The sequence below is a fragment of the Flavobacterium pectinovorum genome (assembly GCF_006438875.1).
In the GTDB taxonomy this organism is placed as follows: Bacteria; Bacteroidota; Bacteroidia; order Flavobacteriales; family Flavobacteriaceae; genus Flavobacterium; species Flavobacterium pectinovorum_A.
This window is the reverse complement of record NZ_RCZH01000008.1, coordinates 1-25,967: the sequence shown is the minus strand read 5'-3', so window position 1 is coordinate 25,967 and position 25,967 is coordinate 1. Positions and strand designations below refer to the sequence as shown.

Here is a 25,967-nt window from a genome sequence, read left to right as displayed (position 1 = left end):
TTATGAAATTAAATTACTCTGATAGATTACGTAAAGGATTAAATAAAACACTTCTCTTTTTTTTGTTTGCATTTCCAGTTTATACTTTTTCACAAAACTGTACCATAAATGCAAATGCTGATAATTCAATATGTCCGGGAGGAGATTTAGGTTTGCCGCCAGATCAGTTTTATTTGTTAGGAACTTCAAACACAACTCCGGGCTCTAACTTTTTGCAAAACCCAATTTGGACTCAAATATCCGGGCCAGCTGTTCAGATAGTAGATCCAAATCTATTGCAGTCACTGGTAAAAGGAGTGATTCCGGGAAATACTTATATTTTTAGATTAACAGCCCAATGCGGGGATGGCGCAACAGTTTCTGATGATGTTAAGATGACAGTGTTGCCGATTACAATGGCAAAAGCAGGTCCTGATAAAACATATTGTCAAGGCTCTTATGCTTTAAGCGGGAACGCAGTTGGAGCATCAGAAACCGGAACCTGGACGGTTATAGGAAATAATAATGCAGGAGTTAATATTAGCAGCCCGGTTTCACCAAATAGTGCTATTACAGTTTCTGGTACTAGTTCAGGTTCAACAACACTTAGATGGACTATAACAAATTCAGTTTCAAATTGTACTTCATCTGACGAAGTGGTTATTTCGAGTTTGGGAGGAAAAATGCCCGTTACGGCAGGTTCGGATATTACACTTTCAAACTGTTATTCAGCGACTCAGGGTGTAAAACTTAACGGAAGTTTTGGTGGAAATACTCCAGGGCAGCAACAAGGAACATGGACTGTTGTTAATGGACCTAATATTCTAACTTTTGTTAATGTAAATGATAATAATACCAATGTAAGTGGTTTAGTTCAGGGTACCTATACTTTTAAATGGACCGTCGCCGGTACTTGTGCAAATGGAATGGATGAAGTTACAGTAATCGTTCCTCCTCCCACAGCAGATGTAACAAATGTTGCAGATGGTAAGGTGTATTTTTGTGATGGCAGAACATCAACAGTCTTAAAAGGTACAACGCCATTATATGTAAATGAAACAGTGCAATGGACACAAACAGGCGGACCATCAGCTGTAATTCAGAATCCTACTTCGCCCTCTACAACAATTTCAGGAATGAATACGCTCGGAACTTATACCTTTTTATATACTTTAACGAATGGTACAACAAATTGTGTCAGAACAGGTACACATACAGTTACTCTGGAAGAAAGCATGTCTATATCAGGAGGAGGGAATCAACAATTAGGATGTGGAGTAGTTTCGGCTACAATTCCAGTTACTTCGGGTGGAAATGGTCAGTTGAAATGGCAAATTATTGACGGTCCGGTTAACCCTTTTTATCCCTCTTATCCAACCAGTCCTGTTAATTTTTCCGGAAGTAGTTTAACAATAAATAATCTAATCGTATCAGGAGGTTATTTTGTTCGAATAATTAAAGCTCCAACTGCTGATAGCCAATGTGAAACGGTTTCTGATATTATTTTAATAACAATTTCGGCCCAGCCGGTAAATTCGAATGCAGGAACAACTCAAATTTTGCCATGTAATTCTACATCTGCAACATTGGCGGGGAATATACCAACTCGAGGTAAGGGAAAATGGTCACAGGTTTCAGGTCCTTCGACAGTAACTTTTACGGATGTTAATCAGGCGACAACAGGTGTTTCTCCATTAGTAAATGGTAGATATAAATTTAGATGGACTATTTCCGGAGGTGCGGCCTGTAATGATACACAAGGTATCTCAGATGTTGTGGTTTCAAATGTAACACCTACAATTTCTCAGGCAGGAAATGATCAATCGGTTTGTTTTGGGACTCCGGTTCAATTGCACGGAAATATGACGATAAACAGTGAAACTGGAACCTGGACAGTTTCTCCAAATGCAGGCATAACTTTTAGTAACATAAATGATCCTAACGCTGAAGCTTTTGGTTTAGCCCAAAATACAACTTACACTTTTACCTGGACTGTTGCTAATGGATGTGGAAACTCTTCTGACACAGTTAATGTTACAACAAATAATACACAAGGGGCTACAGCAGATGCAGGAACAGATCAATGTCTTCCTACAGGTACAACATCTATAACATTAGCAGCAGATGATCCGTCTCCCGGAAATGGTTTATGGGTGCAGACAAGTGGAGCAATTGGAATAATAACAAATCCTGCACAATTTAATACTACGGTAACCGGATTAAGCGATGGTAATTTTGAGTTTAAATGGACAGTCAGTAATATAGGATGTACAGATGCCGAAGATAGAGTTGCTATAACTATTGCGCCAACTATAACCATTGCTCAGGCAGGTAGCGATCAAAGTTTGTGTACCAATGTCGCTGCCGTTACCGGAAATACTCCTGCGGTTGGCGAAACGGGTCTTTGGGAATTTGTCAGTGGAGGTGATGGTCCTATTATTACAAATCCAACAAGTCCGACAACAACAATTACGAATTTAACTCCAGGTAATTGGGTATATAAATGGACAATTTCAAGAGGAATTTGTGCGGCGAGTTCAGATTCCGTTCAATTAAATATTGATGGACCGCCTTCTGCGGCAATCGCAGGACCTGATCAGGTATTATGTAATCAAACGAGTACAACACTCGCTGCTACAACTCCAGCAGTAGGACGAGGTCTTTGGACATTATTTACAGGACCAAATTCGCCGGTATTTTCAAATCCTGCATCTGCAACTTCTACCTTGTCAGGACTTACAACAGGTGTGTATACTTTAGAATGGGCAACTTTCAATGGAGTAAATTGTCCGGACAGTAGTGACCAAATGACTATAAAAATAACTGAAGTAGCTGCGGCAGGTTCAGATTTTTCGACTTGTTTAGAGGGACCTCTTTATCTAAAAGGAAATGATGGAAGTACCGGAACCTGGAGTTATGTATCAGGAGGAAGCGGAGCTCCAACAATCACAGCAACAGGAAATAATACTGCATCAGTAACCGGATTGATACCAAGTGTATATGTTTTTAGATACACCATTGCAGCAGATGGATCTTGTCCTCTAAGTTCTGACGATATTCAGGTAACAGTAAATGGTCAAATAACAACACCGCCAAATGCCGGACCGGATCAGGTTTTTTGTAATGCCGGTCCTGTACAAATTATACTGGCAGCTTCACCACTCAATGTTGGAACAACAGGAAAATGGACTATACTGGCTGGACCTCCGGGAGGATCTTTTGCTAATGATACAAATCCCAATACAATATTTACAAACCCTGCTTACGGAATTTACGTTTTTAATTGGACAGTTAGTGCAGGAAGTTGCAGTCAATCCGATCAAGTCAGGATTGAAAATGCTCAGCCGCCTTCACCAGCACTTGCAGGAGGAGATAAAGTCATTTGCGGATCAGTTACAGATCTTACAGCGATACCTCCGTTAGCAGGAGTAGGAAAATGGGCTCAGGTATCGGGACCTACTGTGGCAGTTTTTAGTTCTCAAATTTCGCCAACTACAACTGTTTCTAATTTAACGCAAACTGGAGGTGTATATGTTTTTAGCTGGACGGTTAGCAACGGAACAATATGTACGCCTACAACAGATAATGTTCAAATTACGGTTACAGCAGATTTAACAGTTCCTAAGGCTGGACCTGATCAAACAATTTGTCAATCCGGTACAGCAACTTTGGCAGCAAATGCAATTACTGCGGGAACAGGAAAATGGACAAGGGTAAGCGGACCAGCGGCGGGATCTTTTTCTAATGATACGAGTCCAACTTCCATATTTACACCAAATGGAGCAGGAACTTATGTTTTGCGTTGGACAGCAGTAAATCTTAGTTGTACGGCTTTTGATGATATGACATTAGTTGTCGATCCTTTGCCATCAAACTCAAATGCGGGAACATCAATTACTATATGCGAATTTCAAACATTGACTTTGACAGCAAATACACCAGCGGTAGGAACTGGATTGTGGACACAAGTTTCAGGTCCGTCAACTGTGGTTTTTCAAACTCCAACTTCGCCAACAACAGCTGTCTTTGGTGCACAGTCGGGAATTTATGTATTTAGGTGGGCAATTTCAAACGGATCCTGTCCGTCAAGTTCAAGCAATGTTACAGTAACTATAAATGCATTGCCTCCATTGGCAGATGCAGGAGTAGATCAAACAATTTGTAATACAACAACGACAACTTTAAACGGAAATAACCCATCTGCAGGAACAGGGCTCTGGACATTTGTTTCGAATGTCGGAAGTACAGCATTGATAACAAATCCAAATGCTTTTAATACAACAGTAACGAATCTCTCAGTAGGAACTACAAGGTTAAAATGGACTATTACAAGCGGTTCTTGTACTCCTTATTCTGATGAAGTAAATATCGAAAGAGCATCAGATTTAACCACTTCGCCATTAGCAAATAATAGTATAATTTGTCAAGGCGGAACACTAACTTTAAGCACAACCCCAACAGGAAGCGTTGCACCTTATACGTATCAATGGCAAACATCTCCTAATGGAGTTTCAGGCTGGACAAATGTTTCGGGACAAACAAGTGCGTCTTATACTACTAGTGGTTCTTTGACAAATGGAGATTATTATTATAGAGTAAATGTTTTAAGTACATGCACTCAGGTTACCAGTAATGTTGCCAGACTAACAATAATTGCAGATCCTGTAATAACAACTCAGCCTACAGGAAACACTATTTGTTCAGGAGCTACACATACTATGAGTGTGGCTGCAACAACTACAAATAGTGGTGCGGGTATTATTATCTATCAATGGCAAAGTTCGGCTAATGGCACTTCTGGCTGGACAAATGTATTAGGAGGCACAGGAGCAAATACAAATACTTATACAACTGCAGCATTAAACTCCAGTCTTTATTTTAGAGCTCAAATTACACAATCCGGAAGCGGATGTGAAACTTTTTCGAATACGGCACCGGTGAATGTTACTACAATTACGGCACAGCCTACGGCTCCTGCTGCTATTTGTATTGGTGGAATTGTGAATATTAGCCTATCAGCTTCGTTAAACGGAGGAACAGGAACGTTAAGTTATCAATGGCAGAGCAATTCAGGTTCAGGTTTTGTGGATGAAACAAATCCGACGGCAACAACGGCTAATTTTACATCTGATGCTTTAAATAGTACCACACAATTTAGATGTTTGGTTACCTCATCAGCTACAAATTGTACTTTGACTTCAAATGCTGTTACGGCAACAGTGGTTTCGGATCCTGCAATATCTGCACAGCCAACTGGCGGAATTGTCTGTTCAGGCGGAGCACTTACTTTGACTGTTACAGCTACAGGCGGAACACCGGGTTTAAATTATCAATGGTACAGCAGTTCAGATAATGTAAGTTTTGCATTAATATCAGGAGCTACTTCAAATACTTATAATACACCGGCACTAACAGCAGATACTTATTATAGAGTAGATGTTTCGGCAACCGGAAATGGATGTGGTCTTGTAGCTTCAAATAGTGTATTAGCAGATGTAATTCCGGATCCGATTGTTACACAACAACCTGTTGGAAATACAATCTGCACAGGCGGAACCCATAGAATGACAGTAGTGGCTTCAGGAAATTCTACAGGCGGACCTTTGGTTTATCAATGGCAAAGATCTACAAACGGAACAACAGGTTGGGTAAATACAACCGGAGGAAGCGGCGCAACGACTGCATCTTATACAACAGGAGCATTGACTTCTAATTTTTTCTATAGAGTTAGAATCAGACAATCAGCCAATGGTTGTGAAGTATATTCAAATGCAGTATCGGTATATGTTGTTACAATTACCGCCCAGCCAGTAGCGCCAATACCTATTTGTGAAGGAGGAACAATAAATGTTAGTGTAACTGCTTCATTAAACGGAGGGGCAGGAACACTTAGTTATCAATGGCAAAGTAATTCAGGTTTAGGTTTTGTTAATGAATCGAATGCAAGTGCAACAACGGCTAATTTTACATCAGACGCAATAAATACAACTACACAATTTAGATGTTTGGTAACTTCTTCGACTACAAATTGCGTCTTAACATCAAATGCAATTACCGTAAATGTAGTTCCGGATCCAACAATTACAGTTCAGCCAACCGGAGGTGTAATTTGTTCAGGAGGAAATGATACACTGTCAGTAACAGCTACAAATGGTACACCTGGTTTAGCATATCAATGGTATAGTAGTTTAAATAATACAACATTTACAATAATTGGCGGTGCTACGTCAGCCACTTATACTACTCCGGCTCTGACTCAGACCACTTATTACAGAGTTGATATTTCGGCCAGCGGAAATGGCTGTACTACGATTACTTCCAATGTAGCGATGATAACCGTTTTCTCTGCTATCAATATTGTTACGCAGCCACCATTAAAAAGTAATATCTGCAGTGGTTCAAACACAACTTTAAATGTTGTAGCTGCTGGTGGTTCAGGTAATTATAATTACCAATGGAAAAGTTCTACTGTTTTAGCAGGACCTTATAATAATATTGCCGGCGCAACCTCAGCCTCTTATACAACTCCGAATCTAACAGAAACTACGTATTATCAAGTTGTAGTTTCGGACCCAACGCAAGGCTGTATTCCGGTTACATCAAGTATTTCGACAGTTATTATTCCAAGTATAATAACACAACCTGCTACTCCGCCTATAGTTTGTATTGGAGGAACAGTGTTGTTATCTGCATTAGCTTCGGCAAATAACGGATCTGCATCTTTCGATTATCAGTGGCAAAGCTCCTCTGATGGCACTAGCGGCTGGGTAAATGTAACTGGCGGTACAGGAGCGACAAACCCTAATTATACCTCAGGACCTTTATTAGTAACTGCTTATTATCGTTGTGTAATTACATCATCAAATCCAACTTGTACACTAATTACTGATGGAGTAAAAGCAACGGTTATTCCAGATCCAACAATTACGGTACAGCCAGTTGGAGGAAATATTTGTGAAAGTGGTACATTTACGATGACATCAGGAGCAGCAAATGGTTCCGGAAACTTTACTTATCAGTGGCAAAAATCTTTAAATGGCACTACAGGTTGGGCAAACGTAACAGACGGTTTCGGTGCTAATACAACTACTTATACGACAGGAACTTTAACCGCAGATATTTTCTTTAGATTACACGTAACAGATTCCGGTATTGGTTGTGGTACTATAGATTCTGCCCCTGCTAAAATAGATGTGTTTGAATCTCCATTAATAAGTACAGAACCAGCAGATGGAGAAGTTTGTATCAATCAACCCCATACTTTTACAATAGTAGCTTCGGGTAATATTCCTTCGAGTTCTCTATTGTATCAATGGCAAACAGCTCTTGTTTTGGCGGGACCGTATTCAAATGTAACTAATGGATCAGGAGGCACAACTGCTTCTTATACTACACCAGTTTATGCGATAACAGGAAATAGATACTTTAGAGTTTTGATATCTCAGTCTCAATCTGGTTGTCAGAGCATTTCGAATCATGTTACATTAAATGTTTTTGATAAACCTCTTGTTCCAATAGGGCAAGTAACAGAACAGCCATCATGTGATATTGCTACCGGAACAATTGCTATTTCAACTCCGGATCTGGGAACAGGATATGAGTATAGTAAAGACGGAAGTACTTTTCAGGCAAGTAATATTTTTAGTGCGTTACCTTCCGGGTCAGTGCAAATCTATGTAAGACGAATAGGTTTAAATACTTGTACTTCTTTACCGGCAAGTTTTACCATTTTTAATAGAATATGTGCAGTTCCTGAAACTTTTACTGCAATTTCAGGAGGTACAGGAGGAAATACAGGAACGCATACTATCTTAGATTCTGATTTGTTGAATGGAATTGCAGTAAACCCTGCTGATGTAACGCTAACCATAAATTCTATCTCAAATTTTTTAACTTTTGATTCCACTACCAATACAATATCTGTTGCACCTGGAACACCGGCGGACAACTACACACTAACGTATACAATTTGTGAAAACGCAAATCCTGCAAATTGTTCCACAACAACAGAAGTAATAAGTGTAACAACATCAGGAATCGATGCTGTAATCGATATTGTTCCTATGTTACTGAATGGATCCAATGAACATTTAGCGGTTATAAATGCATTAACAAATGATAAACTTGGCACTCTACCGGCAACAATTTCAAATGTTCAAATTTCTATTGTTCATCCTGCGGTACCTATTGACCCAACGATTTTATCAGTTCCGGTTTTGAATATTGCAACTGGAGATGTAGATGTGCCAGCAGGGACAGTAAGCGGTCTTTATGAAATTCAATACATGATTTGTGAAATAGCAATTCCTTCTAATTGCGACGTGGCTAGAATTATTGTTCCGGTAGGAAGTGCTTTAATCGATGCTGACGATGATGTAGCGGAGAATATTAATGGATATTTGGGACAAATGAATGTTGTAAATGCATTTGTAAACGATAGTTTAAACGGAGCACCAATTACGGCAGCAAATCTTGATAAAATAACAGTTACTCAAAACACTGCAGCTACGCCTTTGTATGCAGGTGCCAATGTACCGGTTTTTAGTACAGCAACAGGAAACGTAAGTGTACCCGAAGGAACTCCGGCAGATACTTATTATGTTACCTATACGATTTGCGAAAAGCTAAATCCAACAAATTGCGCGGATGCCAGTATAGCAATAGTGGTAGATCCGGCTCCAATATTTGCAAATGATGATGTTGTAGATAATGTAAATGGCTATGATGGAGCTGTTGAGGCTATTAATGCCTTTACAAATACGGCGGGAGCAGACACCTTCAATGGAGAGATTATAAATATAAATTTAGCGGGTCTCCTAACAGCTTCTGTCAAAACGCCGGCAACGCCTAAAATTCCGGGAGCACCAGTTCCAATCCTTCTTGTATCATCAGGTCGGCTTACAGTTCCGCCGGGAACGCCTGCAGGACAATATCAAATTGAATATGAAATCTGCGAAAACCTTAATCCGGGACATTGTGATGATGCAATTATAACAATTAATGTAATTGGACCAATTATACAAGCTAATGACGATACTGTTTTAAATGTAAACGGATATGCTGGTGCAAACAATGTAATAAATGCATATGATAATGATTTGTTGAATGGCGGAATGCTTAATCTGCCCACTATTACTACAACAATCACAAGTTTTCCTTCGGCTATAAATGGAGGTCCAATTCCAACATTTGATACCGCCACAGGTTTCGTGAGTGTTCCCGCAGGAACACCAGCAGGAGAATATAAGTTTGTTTATAAGATTTGTGAAAACCTTAATCCAACCAATTGTAATGATGCTGTAATTACGATTACAGTCGCTTCGGCACAAATAGATGCACTTAATGATGCTAATTTTTCTCCAATAAACGGATTTATAGGTGATGCAAATGCTTTAAATGCCTTAGACAATGATACATTAAACGGTTCTGGAGTAGTACTCTCAGAAATTACAATTAGTGTTGTTATACCTGCTACACCAATCAATGGGGGATCAATTCCAGTATTAGATCCATCAACAGGAATTGTAAGTGTACCAGCAGGAACTTCGGCAGGAGTTTATTTTATTGGCTATGAATTAAACGAAAAACTAAACCTGTCAAATAATGATTTTGCAGTTATAATAGTTGAAGTTTCGGCTCCGGTTATTATCGCTAATGATGATACAGTTGCAAATATTAACGGATATGTAACAACTATCAATGCGATCGATGTTTTATTAAACGATACCCTTAACGGAGCAACAACTGACATTTCAAAAGTTAATATTACTGTTGAAAATGCTGCAACACCAATAAATGGAGGCTCAATTCCGGTATTAGAACCATTGACAGGATTTGTAAGTGTTCCGGCAGGAACGACCGCAGGAGATTACGAAATTAGATATCAGATTTGCGAGAAACTAAATCCAACAAACTGCAATGAAGCAACAGTATTTATCAACGTAATAAGTGCACCAATTGATGCTGTTGATGATATAGCAAGTAATATTAATGGTTTTGCAGGAGCTGTAAATGTGGTGAATGCTTTTACAAATGATGCCTTAAACGGAGTTGCTGTTATTCCTTCTCAGGTAACAATCAGCAATATTGTTCCGGCAATCCCAATTAACGGTGGAGCAATTCCTGTATTAGATCCTTTGACAGGAAATGTAAATGTACCTCCAGGAACTTCGGCAGGAATGTACACAATTGAATATCGCCTGAGCGAAAACTTAAATACGACCAATTTTGACACCGCCACTATAACAATTGATGTTGTAGCTCCGGGTATTATTGCAAATAATGATTCTACAAGTACAATTAACGGATATATTGGCGCTGCTACTGTTATAAATGCAATTACAAATGACAGATTAAATGGAGCAGATATTCTATTAACTGCGATTAATATTACTTCATTAACAACAACCAATCCTGTAGATTATGTTTCAGGAAATCCAGTTCCGATATTAAGTATTGTGACAGGAAATGTTGATGTACCTGCTGGAACTTCGGCAGGGATTTATGTAATCCATTATAGAATTTGCGAAAAATTAAATCCGTTAAATTGCAGTGAAGCAGATATTACTGTAAACGTTTCAGCAACAAATATTAATGCAGATAATGATTTTGCGAATAATATTCATGGTTTTGTTGGAGCCAACAATGTAGTTAATGCCTTAACAAATGATGACCTTAATGGAGCTGCGGCATCAATACTTCAGGTTAATATTCATTATTTGGGAATAACAGTTCCAGTAACTTCAACAAACGGAATTGTTCCTATTCTGAATGAACTAACAGGAAATGTTGACGTTCCGGCGAAAACTTCGGCAGGAACATATGTTATTCGATATGAAATCTGTGAGAAACTGAATCCGGCAAACTGTAGTCAGGCAGATATTATACTCGTAGTAGAAAAACCAACAATTGTTGCCGAAGATGATGTGATTTCCAATATCAATGGTTATAGAGGAGCACCGGAAGTTTTAAATGCTTTTACAGATAATGATAAGTATGATGGAGTGCTTTTAGCAGATGTGAGTTTAGTATTGCAAACAATATTGTCGCCTGCAACTCCTATCAACGGAGGATTGGTTCCATTTTTAGTTCCATCAACAGGATTGGTAACTATTCCGGCACGTACACCGGCTGGAATTTATCAAATAAGATATTTATTATGTGATAAGTTGAATCCAACAAATTGCGACGATGCCGTTATTACAATTGTGGTAGTAGCTCCTCCAATTATTGCAAATGACGATGAGGCAGATAACATTAACGGTTACGCAGGAGCCAATAATGTAATAAATGCTTATGATAACGATACGATAGATGGGCTGCCAATAAACGTCTTGGATTTTACAGGCGAATTAATTTCTCCGGCAAGTTCGATAAACGGTGCGCCCGTACCAATATTAAACATTCTTACCGGAAACGTAGATGTTCCGGCTGGAACCCATGCAGGGGAATATTTCATTGTGTACAAAATTTGTGGTAAATTAAACCCAACAAATTGCGATGAGGCAGTTATCCGAATTAGAGTTATTGCCACACCAATCGATGCTGTAGATGATAATTCCAGCGGAATTAATGGATTTATTGGAACAACAAACGCGATAAATGCCTTAGATAATGATACCTTAAACGGAGTTGCTGTAATTCCGTCAGAAGTAGTAATTACGAATGTAATTCCTGCAACAGCAATAAATTCAGGATTGGTACCTATTTTGGATCCTGCAACCGGTATAGTTAGTGTTCCGGCAGGAACACCAGCAGGAACGTATAAGATTACCTATACACTTCGAGAGCAAACTACATTAGCAAACAATGATGTAGCAGATATAACCATTGTGGTTGATGCTCCAATAATTGAAGCCAATGATGACACTTTGGTAAATATCAATGGTTATGTAGCTACCAATAATGCTATCGATGTTTTATCAAATGATACGCTCAACGGAACAATAACAAGTCTAAACAAAGTTGAAATTACGGTAGACATTCCAGCAACACCAATCAACGGAGGACCAGTTCCATCATTGGAACCATTAACCGGAATGGTGAGTATTTTGGCGGGTACACCGGCAGGAACTTATGAAATTAAGTATCATATTTGCGAAAAATTAAATCCAACTAATTGTAATGATGCAACAGTATTTATTACCATAAAAGGACCATCAATTGATGCAGTCGACGATGATCTTTCGTCTACTCCGATTAATGGATTTATTGGAACAACAAATGCGGTAAATGTTCTGGATAATGATACCTTAAACGGAGTTGCTGTAATTCCGTCAGAAGTAATAATTACCAATGTAATTCCTGCAACACCAATAAATTCAGGATTAGTGCCGGTTCTGAATGCATCAACAGGAATCGTTAGTGTTCCGGTGGGAACAACTGCAGGGAATTATGAAATTAAGTATGCTATTTGTGAAAAATTAAATCTGAGTAATTGTAATGATGCAACAGTATTTATTACTGTAATTGGATCACCAATAGATGCAGTCGACGATGACCTTTCGTCTACCCCGATTAATGGATTTATTGGAACAACAAATGCGGTAAATGTTCTGGATAATGATACCTTAAACGGAGTTGCTGTAATTCCGTCAGAAGTAATAATTACCAATGTAATTCCTGCAACACCAATAAATTCAGGTTTAATACCGGTTTTAGATGCGGCAACAGGAATTGTCAGTGTTCCGGCAGGAACAAGTGCAGGAACATATACCATTATTTATACATTAAGGGAAGGATCGACTTTAGTAAACAATGACACAGCTGTAATCACTATTGTGGTTCAGGCTCCCGTAATAGTAGCTAATGATGATACTTTATTAAATGTAAACGGTTATGTAGCTACCAATAATGCTATCGATGTTTTATCAAATGATACGCTCAACGGAACAATAACAAGTCTAAACAAAGTTGAAATTACGGTAGACATTCCAGCAACACCAATCAACGGAGGGCCAGTTCCATCATTGGAACCATTAACCGGAATGGTGAGTATCCTTGCGGGAACTCCGGCAGGAACTTATGAGATTAAGTATCATATTTGCGAAAGAATAAATCCAACCAATTGTAATGATGCAATAGTATTTATTACCGTAACAGGATCATCAATTGATGCAGTCGACGATGATCTTTCGTCTACCCCGATTAATGGATTTATTGGAACAACAAATGCGGTAAATGTTCTGGATAATGATACCTTAAACGGAGTTGCTGTAATTCCGTCAGAAGTAATAATTACCAATGTAATTTCTGCAACACCAATAAATTCAGGATTGGTGCCGGTTCTGGATGCATTAACAGGAATCGTTAGCGTTCCGGTGGGAACAACTGCAGGAAATTATGAAATTAAGTATGCTATTTGTGAAAAATTAAATCTGAGTAATTGTAATGATGCAACAGTATTTATTACTGTAATTGGATCACCAATTGATGCTGTAGATGATAATGCCAGCGGAATTAATGGATTTATTGGAACAACAAATGCGGTAAATGTTCTGGATAATGATACCTTAAACGGAGTTGCTGTAATTCCGTCAGAAGTAATAATTACCAACGTAATTCCTGCAACAGCAATAAATTCTGGTTTAATACCGGCTTTAGATGCGGCAACAGGAATTGTCAGCGTTCCGGCAGGAACAAGTGCAGGAACATATACCATTATTTATACATTAAGGGAAGGATCGACCTTAGTAAACAATGACACAGCTGTAATCACTATTGTGGTTCAGGCTCCCGTAATAGTAGCTAATGATGATACTTTATTAAATGTAAACGGTTATGTAGCTACCAATAATGCTATCGATGTTTTAACAAATGATACGCTTAACGGAGCTATAACAAATTTAAGCAAAGTTGAAATTACGGTGGATACACCAGCAACACCAATCAAAGGAGGACCGGTTCCATCATTGGAACCATTAACCGGAATGGTGAGTATTCTGGCAGGTACGCCGGCAGGAACTTATGAGATTAAATATCATATTTGCGAAAGACTAAATCCAACCAATTGTAATGATGCAACAGTATTTATTACTATAACAGGACCATCAATTTTGGCAGTTAATGATTCCGTGAGTAATATAAATGGATATGTAGGAGCAACAAATGTGATAAATGCTATTTCTAATGATTTATTAAATGGAGTTGCTGCTCAAATATCTCAAATTAATATTACTTCAATAAGTATTACAAATCCGGTAGATTATGTTTCAGGAAATCCAGTTCCGCTATTAAATACAGCAACAGGAAGTGTTGATGTTCCACCGGGAACTTCAGCAGGAACATACACCATTCATTATGGAATCTGCGAAAAATTAAACGCAACAAACTGTAGTGAAGCAGCTATTGTAATTGAGGTCAATGCCGCTACAATTATAGCCAATGATGATGTTGAGGTAGATATTAATGGTTATGTAGGAACACCAAAAGCTTTAAATATTATAGACAATGATACCTTCAACGATTCTTCGATAGTGGGTAAAAAAGTAAAAGTAACAGCCATAAATATAAGTCAAATTACAATTACGGTTTTAAGTCCTGCAAGTTCAATAAGCGGAAATCCAAATGTACCTGTTTTAGATCCGGCAACCGGAATTGTAAGTGTACCGGCAGGAACTCCTGCGGGATTATACAAGATTCGATATCGAATTGCAGAAAATTTAAATACAGCAAATTTTGACGAAGCAACAGTCTTTATAACAGTGACAGCAGCTACAATTCAGGCAAATACGGATTCGGTTTTAAACATTAACGGTTTCCAAGGTCAAGCCAATGTTGTAAATGCAATTACAAACGACAATCTAAATGGAGTTGCGGCACAATTGTCACAAATTAGCATTGGAATAATAACACCGGCAACTTCAATCAACGGAGGTTCCGTTCCAACATTAGATATCCTTACGGGAAGTGTAAGTGTTGCGTCTGGCACGCCAAGCGGAACTTATACAATAAGATACGAAATTTGCGAAAATTTGAATCCTACAAATTGCAGTCAGGCAGATATTATCGTGACCGTTATTTCGGGACCAATTATAGCAAATGATGATACCATTGGAGGAATTAATGGCCTAGACGGAGCTAATAATGTGATCAACGTATTAACTAATGATCTTTTAGATAATGCAGCCCCAACACTAGCACAAGTCAAAATAAATGTGATTTCGCCGGCAGATGTAATCAATTCAGCAGCCATTCCTGTTCTAGATATAAATACAGGATCAGTAAGCATTCCTGCAGGAACTTCATCAGGAATCTACACAATTGTCTACCAAATTTGTGAGAACCTAAATGCTGTAAATTGTGATCAGGCAGTTATCAAGATTACAGTTTTACAACCCTCTGTGACATTAGTAAAACAAGGCGTTTTCTCTGATACAAATGGTGATGGATTTGCACAACCGGGAGAATTAATTCGTTACTCATTCTCTGTTACAAATACAGGAACCATAGATTTGAATAACGTGACCATTACAGATCCAAAGGCTACTATCACAGGAGCACCAATTGCAACATTAGCGGTAGGTCAGGTAAATGTAGTAAGTTTTACAGGAACCTATGTTTTAACTCAGGCAGATATTAATTTAGGATATGTCAAAAATCAGGCTTTGGTTACAGCTCAGCCTTTAGGCGGAACAGCAATTCACGATTTATCAGATAGTAATGATCCTACTTTGACAGGTCCTAACGATCCTACGATTACTCCTGTGGATCAATTTAAACAATTGACCTTAATAAAAGGCGGACAATTAACTGGAACTGGTGGAGTGGGCTCCATCATTAATTACAGTTTTGTAGTAAAAAATACAGGTAATGTCATATTGAATAATATTGAAATTGCCGATCCGTTATTAAGTAATAATGCTATTGCCGTTACTCCAAATACACTCGTACCCGGAGAAACAGGTACAGCGACAGCATCTTATACGGTAACAATTCTGGATGCTCTAACTGGAGCAGTAGTAAATACAGCCGTTGTTGTTGGAGATACACCAGCCGGAAAACAGGTTACAGCAGTATCTGATAGTGATGACCCGACACTTCTAAATGATGATGATCCTACCGTTGTCGATTTAGGTGTAGTTCCATCAATTGCAATAATAAAAACAGCAACATTCAATGATGAAAACAAAAATGGATATGCAGAAATAGGAGAAACCATAACCTATCATTTTGCGATAACAAATACCGGAAATATTCCGTTGGTAAACATTATAGTCAAAGATCCTAAACCAGGAATAGTGATTACAGGAGACCCAATTATTCTAAGTGCAGGCGAGACCAATACGGATAACTTTGCTGGTATCTACACTTTAACCGGAGAGGATATTGCTGTAGGAAGTGTCAAAAATCAAGCAACAGTTCAGGCAGTTGATCCAAAAGAACAAGTAATAACCGATAAATCTGATGATAATTCAATTTTAGAAGATGATCCAACAATACTTCCATTAAACGCTTGTAAAATTGCGGTTTATAATGCAGTCTCTCCTAACGGAGATGGTATAAACGATGTTTTCAAAATTGATGGAATCAAATGTTATCACGATGCCTATGTAGAAATTTATGACCGTTGGGGAGTTTTGGTTTACGATGCTTATGGGTATGATAATGAGACCGTTGTGTTTAGAGGGGTTTCTGAAGGAAGAGCAACTGTTAAACAAAAAGATGGACTGCCGGACGGAACTTATTTTTATGTAATAACTTATAAAACATACCTAAATGAGCCAATGAGCTTAACGGGATATTTATATATCTCTGAATAATGTAAAATATTGTTAATCAGTAAGTAGAAAAAGGGAGTGTAATTTTGTTACACTCCCTTTTTTTGTAGGGTATTATGGGGTTTTTATTGGTATATTATATAAAAGCTAATTTATTGATAAAAAATTAAGAATTTTCTGCTGTTTTATTATCAAATAGTTAATTTTTTTCAAGGTTGAGGTTAAGTTTTATCGTTAAAAGGTGTATTTCAACGTTTTTCCATGCAGTTTATCGACGAATGTAGTTAATAATGAGGTGTTTGTATATTTTCGCTCCGCCAAAAACTACTAAATCTAACCTAAAAGACAAATTTGTGTCTTGAACCTATTTAACTATGGTCCAAACATTACAATTTCTGTATGAAAATCTTGAAAAAACTTTTTTGAGATTTTTGACATCCATTCCTTTTATTTTATCGTATCTGATTTTGTTGAATGGCCTATTTGGTTATTCGACATCTGTAGTTTCTATTTCCCAAATCCCAGCTGTCTATGCGTAACTTTACTTTTAACCAACCTAAATTTTTTAGGCTAACTTTTATTATTGCATTTTTACTACTGATATCTCACCATGCTTCGGCACAGTTTTATACAAAACACTATATCGCGCCGGCACCCTGGCAGTATTTTAGTAAAGCAAATGAAATTGTTATTGCAACAAACTCAACAGCGACAGTAAATATAACATTGTCTAAGAGTGATGGTACTTTAGAAACAAATTTAACGGCTACAAAAGGAACTCCCGCTGTTTACAGATTTAAACTTAATGCAAGCACTCTTCCTTTGAATGCTTTAAATACAGTGCTTAACGCAGCAGGTTTAATTGTCACAAGTTCTGAACCTACATCTATAAATTTACGAAATGTTGCTTCAGATGATTACATTAACGGAGAAAATAATGATGCAAATATTAAAGGAAATGCTGCACTAACAAGTTTTGGTGATGCAGGAGTTGGAGTGCGTTTTAGAGTAGGGTATTATAGAAACGGTTCATTGGGGAGTTTTGGAAGCTTTGGTGAACAATTTCCTATTTACAGCATTATGTCTACTGCCAATAATACCTCTGTAAAGATAAATAATGTTGTTAAAGCTACATTAAACGCAGGACAAAGTTATTTATTTAAAGCTCCAATGGGAACTTTAGTAGAATCTTCAAATCCTTGTGTAATGAACACATCTGCAGCGATAGATGTGCCTGGTGGTTGTGGGGATGGTGCTTTCAATCAGATTCCTCCTGAAGCAGTTTTAGGAACAGAGTATTTTATTGAAAGAGGAACTGGAAATAGTACTGCAGAGCAAACGACAGTAATAGCTACAAAAGATAACACAGCTGTAACGATAACCGGATATACAGCTGCAGGGATATTAGCATCAACAAATACGGTTACTTTAGCCTTAGCAGGAGATTTTTATACTTTTGTAAATGGTAGTGGCGGTACAAGTTTTACTGCATCACGTGTGGTTGCTGACAAGAAAGTGGTGGTATATTCCGGAACGGCACAAAATTGTGAAGTTGATGTTTCGACAATTGCTCCAGTATCAGAATGTGGAGGGTCTAATTTTATAGAAACAGCAAAGTTTAGAAACTACCAATTAGGGACATTAGATTATTTTGGATATATACTTTTAAGAAGTGCTACAGAAGTTGTTTATGTAAACGGAATTAATATTGAAACTAGAAGCGGTGTTGCACCACGTTATCAAATAGGAGCAACGGGCTGGTATATCATAAACTTTAAAAATACTCAAATTGGAGGTCCTGATTTTCTTTCTATTTCAAGTGCTGCCAAACTAACCGTTTCGATAGTACAGCAAGATGGAGGTTTCTCGATGGCTGGATTTTTCTCTAATTTTGCTGCTCAGCCCGAAGATCCAACTTTAACCTATATTTCAGGAGGAGGTTGTACTAATAATAAAGCAGAACTAACAACTCCTGCTGGTTTTGCACCATACCAATGGTTCTTTAACGGAGCAGCAATTGCCGGAGCTAATTCGCCAACTTATACCGCTACAAAAACAGGTTCGTATTCTGTCTCTTCAACTTTAGCGTGTGGGGCTCAAACGCAATCAAAACCTGTGACAGTTACCTTATGTACAGATTTGGGAATTACAAAAACAGTTGATAATACAACTCCATGTATAGGATCGAATGTAGAATTTACGATAAAAGTAAGCAATTTAGGAGGTAATAATGTTTCAGGGATTTCAGTAAATGATTTACTTCCTGTGGGATATACTTATGTAAGTTCAACTCCGTCAGTTGGAAGTTATGATTCTGCAACAGGAGTTTGGAGTATTGGCGACGTAGATGCAGGAGCAGTATTAACATTAAAAGTTACTGCTACCGTAAATCCATCCGGCAATTATACAAATACTGCATCATTACCCGCTTCCATAGATACGAATACAGCAAACAATTCAGCGAGTGCGGCAGTAAATCCGAAGTTACCATATTTAGCTGTAACGAATCCTGCAACTGTCTGTGTACCGTTTACGGTTGATCTGACAGCTGCGGCAGTTACCGCCGGAAGTACAGGAAATTTGGCGCTTTCGTACTGGACAAATTCTTTGGCAACAATATCTTATACAACACCAACTACTGCAGTTGCAGGAACATATTATATAAAAGCAACTTCGCCTGAAGGGTGCGTTTTTATAAAACCAGTCGTAGTAACAAATAATCCGCAGCCAACGACACCAGAAATTTATGTGAGTAAAAATTTGGCTTCATGTACAACTGCCGGAAACACAAATTTAAGGTCAACGGATAATGCAGCTACATATAATGGAAGTACTTATTTATGGTCAACAGGAGAAACTACCCGAACTATTACAATTAACAATGAAGGAACTTATTCTCTTAAAATAATAAGTAGCTCAGGTTGTGCCAGTAATAGTTCTGCATCAATAACAGTAACCTTTGCCCCAGCGCCACCATCGGCTTCTGCTCAGGCATTCTGTTCTTCTGAGAATAAAAAAGTTAATGATCTGTCTCCATCAGGATCCGCTATAAAATGGTATGATACCAATACCTCAACATCGCCTTTAGCAGGAACTACGGCATTGACTTCTAAAACGTATTATGTAAGCCAGACATCATCAAATGGCTGTGAAAGTACAAGAACCGCAGTAGTGGTAACTGTAAATAGCACATCATCCGCACCAACGGCTTCACCTCAGTCATTTTGTTCTGCTGATAATAAAAAAATAGGAGATTTATCTCCATCAGGATCCACTATAAAATGGTATGATACGAATAGTTCAACATCGCCTTTAGCGATAACTACGGCATTAACTTCCAAAACATATTATGTAACTCAGACCGCAAACAGTTGTGGTGAGAGTGCAAGAACAGCAGTAGCAGTAACCATAAATACAATACCATCAGCACCAACAACTTTACCTCAGACGTTTTGTGTTAATGATTCTAAAAAAGTTAATGATTTATCCCCATCAGGAGCAGGCATCAAATGGTACAGTGCCAATACAGGCGGAACACTTTATGATGGAAGTGAAACATTATCTACCAAAAGTTATTATGTTAGCCAAAGCAATAATTGCGGTGAGAGTTCCAGAGTTTTTGTAGCAGTTACAGTAAATACTACAACCGCACCAACGTCTTCGTCTCAGGTATTTTGTGCTATTGATAATAAAAAGGTAAATGATTTATCTCCGTCAGGAGCAGGAATCAAATGGTATAATGCCAGTACAGGAGGCTCACTTTATGCCGGAACTGAAACTTTGGCAACCGGAACTTATTATGTATCCCAAACTACAAACAGTTGCGAAAGTTCAAGAACTTCAGTATCGGTAACAGTAAATAATACAACTGCACCAACAGCTTCATCTCAGACATTTTGTTCTTCTGATAATAAAAAAGTAAATGATTTATCTCCATCAGGGACAGGTATCAAATGGTACAATGCCAGCTCAGGCGGAACACTTTTAACTGGTACGGAAACTTTATCTTCAGCAAATTATTATGTATCTCAAACGCTAAACAGTTGTGAAAGTACACGAACATTAGTATCAGTTACAGTAAACCCTACACCGGCTGCACCATCGATTGATACGGGAGGTTCAACAACATTTTGCCCGGGCGGAAGCGTAGTTTTAACTTCTAGCGGAGGAAGCAGTTATTTGTGGTCGACAGGGGAAACAACTCAATCCATCACAGTATCTACCTCAGGAAGTTATACTGTAAAAGTTGCAAATGCTACAGGATGTCAAAGTCCAGCTTCTGTTGCAACATTGGTAACCGTCAATCCTACACCAACTGCGCCAAGTGCTGGTGCTCAGACTTTCTGTTTGGTGGAAAATAAAAAGATAAGTGATTTATCCCCATCAGGAGCAGGTTTCATATGGTACAACGCCAATACAGGAGGTACACTTTATGTCGGAAATGAAACTTTGGCAGCAGGTACTTATTATGTAAGCCAAACTACAAATGGTTGCGAGAGTCCAAGAACTTCGGTATCGGTAACACTAACGCCAAAACCATCAGATATAGTAACAAATAAAACCATCTGTTCAGGTGAAAGTTACATTTGGTCAGCCAACAGTACCGTTTACAATAGCAACCAAACAGGATTAAAAATCATAAACGACGGTTGTACTGCAGATCAGGTTTTGAATTTGACTGTTACGCCAAAACCAGCAGATGTTGTAACAAACAAAACCATCTGTTCAGGCGAAAGTTATACATGGTCAGCGAACGGTAACGCTTATACGACCAATCAATCAGCATTCAAAATTGTAAACAACGGCTGTACTGCAGATCAGATTTTGAATTTGACCGTAACACCAAAACCTGCAGATGTTGTAACAAACAAAACAATATGTTCGGGCGAAAGTTATACTTGGGCAGCCAACAGTACCGCCTACAATAGCAATCAAACAGGATTAAAAATCGTAAACAACGGTTGTACGGCAGATCAAATTTTGAATTTGACTGTTACACCAAAACCATCGGATATAGTAACAAACAAAACGATCTGTTCAGGTCAAAGTTATACTTGGGCAGCAAACAGCACCGCCTACAATAGCAATCAATCAGCATTAAAAATAGTGAATGACGGCTGTACCGCAGATCAGATTTTGAATTTGACCGTTACACCAAAACCATCGGATATAGTAACAAATAAAAACATCTGTTCAGGTGAAAGTTATACTTGGGCAGCGAACGGTACAGTTTACACTACTAATCAATCGGCATTAAAAATCATAAACGACGGTTGTACTGCAGATCAGATTTTGAATCTTACTGTAACACCAAAACCTGCAGATGTTGTAACAAATAAAACAATCTGTTCAGGTGAAAGTTATACATGGTCAGCGAACGGTAACGCTTATACGATCAATCAATCAGCATTCAAAATTGTAAACAACGGCTGTACTGCAGATCAGGTTTTGAATTTGACTGTTACACCAAAACCTGCGGATGTTATTACAAATAAAACGATCTGTTCAGGCGAAAGTTATACATGGGCAGCCAACAGCACCGTTTATACGACCAATCAATCAGCATTAAAAATCGTAAACGATGGTTGTACGGCAGATCAGATTTTGAATTTGACTGTTACGCCAAAACCATCGGATATAGTAACAAATAAAAACATCTGTTCAGGTGAAAGTTATACATGGGCAGCGAACGGTACAGTTTATACGACCAATCAATCGGCTTTAAAAATCGTTAATGACGGTTGTACTGCAGATCAGGTTTTGAATCTTTCGGTAACTCCGAAACCATCGGATATAGTAACAAACAAAACAATATGTTCGGGAGAAACGTACACTTGGTCAGCCAACAGCACCGTTTATACGGCCAATCAACCAGCTTTAAAAATCGTAAACGACGGTTGTACCGCAGATCAGATTTTGAATTTGACCGTTACACCAAAACCTGCGGATGTTATCACAAATAAAACGATCTGTTCAGGCGAAAGTTATACTTGGGCAGTGAATAGTACCGCCTACAATAGCAATCAAACAGGATTAAAAATTGTAAACAACGGCTGTACTGCAGATCAGATTTTGAATTTGACCGTTACACCAAAACCATCGGATATAGTAACAAATAAAAACATCTGTTCAGGTGAAAGTTATACATGGGCAGCGAGCGGTACAGTTTATACGACCAATCAATCGGCTTTAAAAATCGTTAATGACGGTTGTACGGCAGATCAGATTTTGAATTTGACTGTTACACCAAAACCTGCGGATGTTATCACAAATAAAACGATCTGTTCAGGCGAAAGTTATACATGGTCAGCAAATAGCACCGCCTACAATAGCAATCAAACAGGATTAAAAATCGTAAACAACGGCTGTACTGCGGATCAGGTTTTGAATTTGACTGTTACACCAAAACCTGCGGATGTTATCACAAATAAAACGATCTGTTCAGGCGAAAGTTATACATGGTCAGCAAACAGCACCGCCTACAATAGCAATCAAACAGGATTAAAAATCGTAAACAACGGCTGTACTGCAGATCAGATTTTGAATTTGACTGTTACGCCAAAACCTTCTGATATTGTAACAAACAAAACAATATGTTCAGGCGAAAGTTACACTTGGTCAGCCAACAGTACCGTTTACAATAGCAACCAAACAGGATTAAAAATCGTCAATGACGGTTGTACGGCAGATGAAGTTTTGAATTTGACCGTTACACCAAAACCATCGGATATAGTAACAAATAAAACAATCTGTTCAGGCGAAACGTACACTTGGTCAGCCAACAGCACCGTTTATACGACCAATCAATCAGCATTAAAAATCGTAAACGATGGTTGTACTGCAGATCAGATTTTGAATTTGACTGTTACGCCAAAACCATCGGATGTTGTAACGAACAAAACGATCTGTTCAGGAGAAACATATACTTGGTCTGCCAACGCAATTGATTATACAACCAATCAAAACGGATTTAGAATTCAGCATGACGGCTGTACAGCAGATGAAGTTTTGAATTTGGCTGTAACACCAAAACCTGCAGATATTGTAACAAATAAAACGATCTGTTCGGGTGAAACGTACACTTGGTCAGCCAACAGTACAGTTTACAACACCAATCAAACGGCATTAAAAATCGTAAACGATGGTTGTACAGCAGATGAAGTATTGAATTTGACTGTAACGCCAAAACCTGCAGATATCGTAACAAACAAAACTATCTGTTCAGGAGAAACATATACATGGTCAGCCAATGCAATTGATTATATAACTAATCAAAACGGTTTTAGAATTCAGCATGATGGCTGTACAGCAGATGAAGTTTTGAACCTTATCGTAACACCAAAACCTGCAGATGTTGTAACAAATAAAACGATCTGTTCGGGTGAAACGTACACTTGGTCAGTCAACAGTACAGTTTATAACACCAATCAAACGGCATTAAAAATCGTAAACGATGGTTGTACAGCAGATGAAGTATTGAATTTGACTGTAACACCAAAACCTGCAGATATCGTAACAAACAAAACTATCTGTTCAGGAGAAACATATACATGGTCTGCCAACGCAATTGATTATACAACTAATCAAAACGGTTTTAGAATTCAGCATGACGGCTGTACAGCAGATGAAGTTTTGAATTTGACGGTAACGCCAAAACCTGCAGATGTTGTAACAAACAAAACAATTTGTTCAGGAGAAAGTTATACTTGGGCAGCAAATAGCACGGTTTACAACACGAACCAATCAGCATTAAAAATCGTAAATGATGGTTGTACGGCAGATCAGATTTTGAATTTGACCGTTACGCCAAAACCTGCGGATATTGTAGCAAACAAAACTATTTGTTCAGGTGAAACATATACATGGTCAGCGAACAGCACCGTTTACAATACCAATCAAACAGGATTAAAAATTGTAAACGACGGTTGCACGGCAGATCAGATTTTGAATTTGACGGTAACTCCAAAACCTTCTGATGTTGTAACAAACAAAACCATTTGTTCAGGTGAAAGTTATACTTGGGCAGCAAATAGCACGGTTTACAACACGAACCAATCAGCATTAAAAATCGTAAATGATGGTTGTACGGCAGATCAGATTTTGAATCTGACTGTAACGCCAAAACCGACAGATATCGTAACGAACAAAACGATCTGTTCAGGAGAAACATATACTTGGTCTGCTAACGGAAGTGATTATACGACCAATCAAAATGGTTTTAGAATTCAACATGATGGATGTACAGCAGATGAAGTATTGAATTTGACTGTAACACCAAAACCATCAGATATTGTAACGAACAAAACTATCTGTTCAGGAGAAACTTATACTTGGGCTGCAAATGCTACAGTTTACAATAGCAACCAAACAGCTTTAAAAATCGTAAATGACGGTTGTACAGCAGATGAAGTATTGAATTTGACCGTTACACCAAAACCTGTAGATGTTGTAACTAACAAAACGATCTGTTCAGGCGAAAGTTATACATGGTCAGCAAACAGCACCGTTTATACGACGAATCACTCAGCTTTAAAAATCATCAATGACGGTTGTACTGCAGATCAGATTTTGAATCTTTCGGTAACCCCGAAACCATCGGATATAGTAACAAATAAAACCATCTGTTCAGGAGAAACATATACTTGGTCCGCTAACGGAACTGATTATACGACCAATCAATCAGCTTTAAAAATCGTAAACGACGGTTGTACTGCAGATCAGGTTTTGAATCTTTCGGTAACCCCGAAACCATCGGATATAGTAACAAATAAAACCATCTGTTCAGGAGAAACATATACTTGGTCCGCTAACGGAACTGATTATACGACCAATCAATCAGCTTTAAAAATCGTAAACGATGGTTGTACTGCAGATCAGATTTTGAATCTTTTGGTAACTCCGAAACCATCGGATATAGTAACAAATAAAACCATCTGTTCAGGTGAAAGTTACACTTGGTCAGCGAACGGTACCGTTTATACGACCAATCAATCAGCTTTAAAAATCGTAAACGACGGTTGTACGGCAGATCAGATTTTGAATCTTTCGGTAACCCCGAAACCATCGGATATAGTAACAAATAAAACCATCTGTTCAGGAGAAACATATACTTGGTCCGCTAACGGAACTGATTATACGACCAATCAATCAGCTTTAAAAATCGTAAACGACGGTTGTACTGCAGATCAGGTTTTGAATCTTTCGGTAACCCCGAAACCATCGGATATAGTAACAAATAAAACCATCTGTTCAGGAGAAACATATACTTGG

General features: G+C 38.3%; 1 protein-coding gene and 1 pseudogene. Both read left to right on the top strand.

The features are described 5' to 3' along the window. Positions 1-2 precede the first annotated feature (2 nt). On the top strand, positions 3-16,739 hold the full coding sequence (locus tag EAH81_RS13040) for a gliding motility-associated C-terminal domain-containing protein (protein ID WP_140507711.1): 16,737 nt from the start codon (positions 3-5) through the stop codon (positions 16,737-16,739). 489 nt (positions 16,740-17,228) lie between these two features. Then, positions 17,229-25,967, top strand: a pseudogene (locus tag EAH81_RS13035) (DUF11 domain-containing protein); the annotation flags it as partial.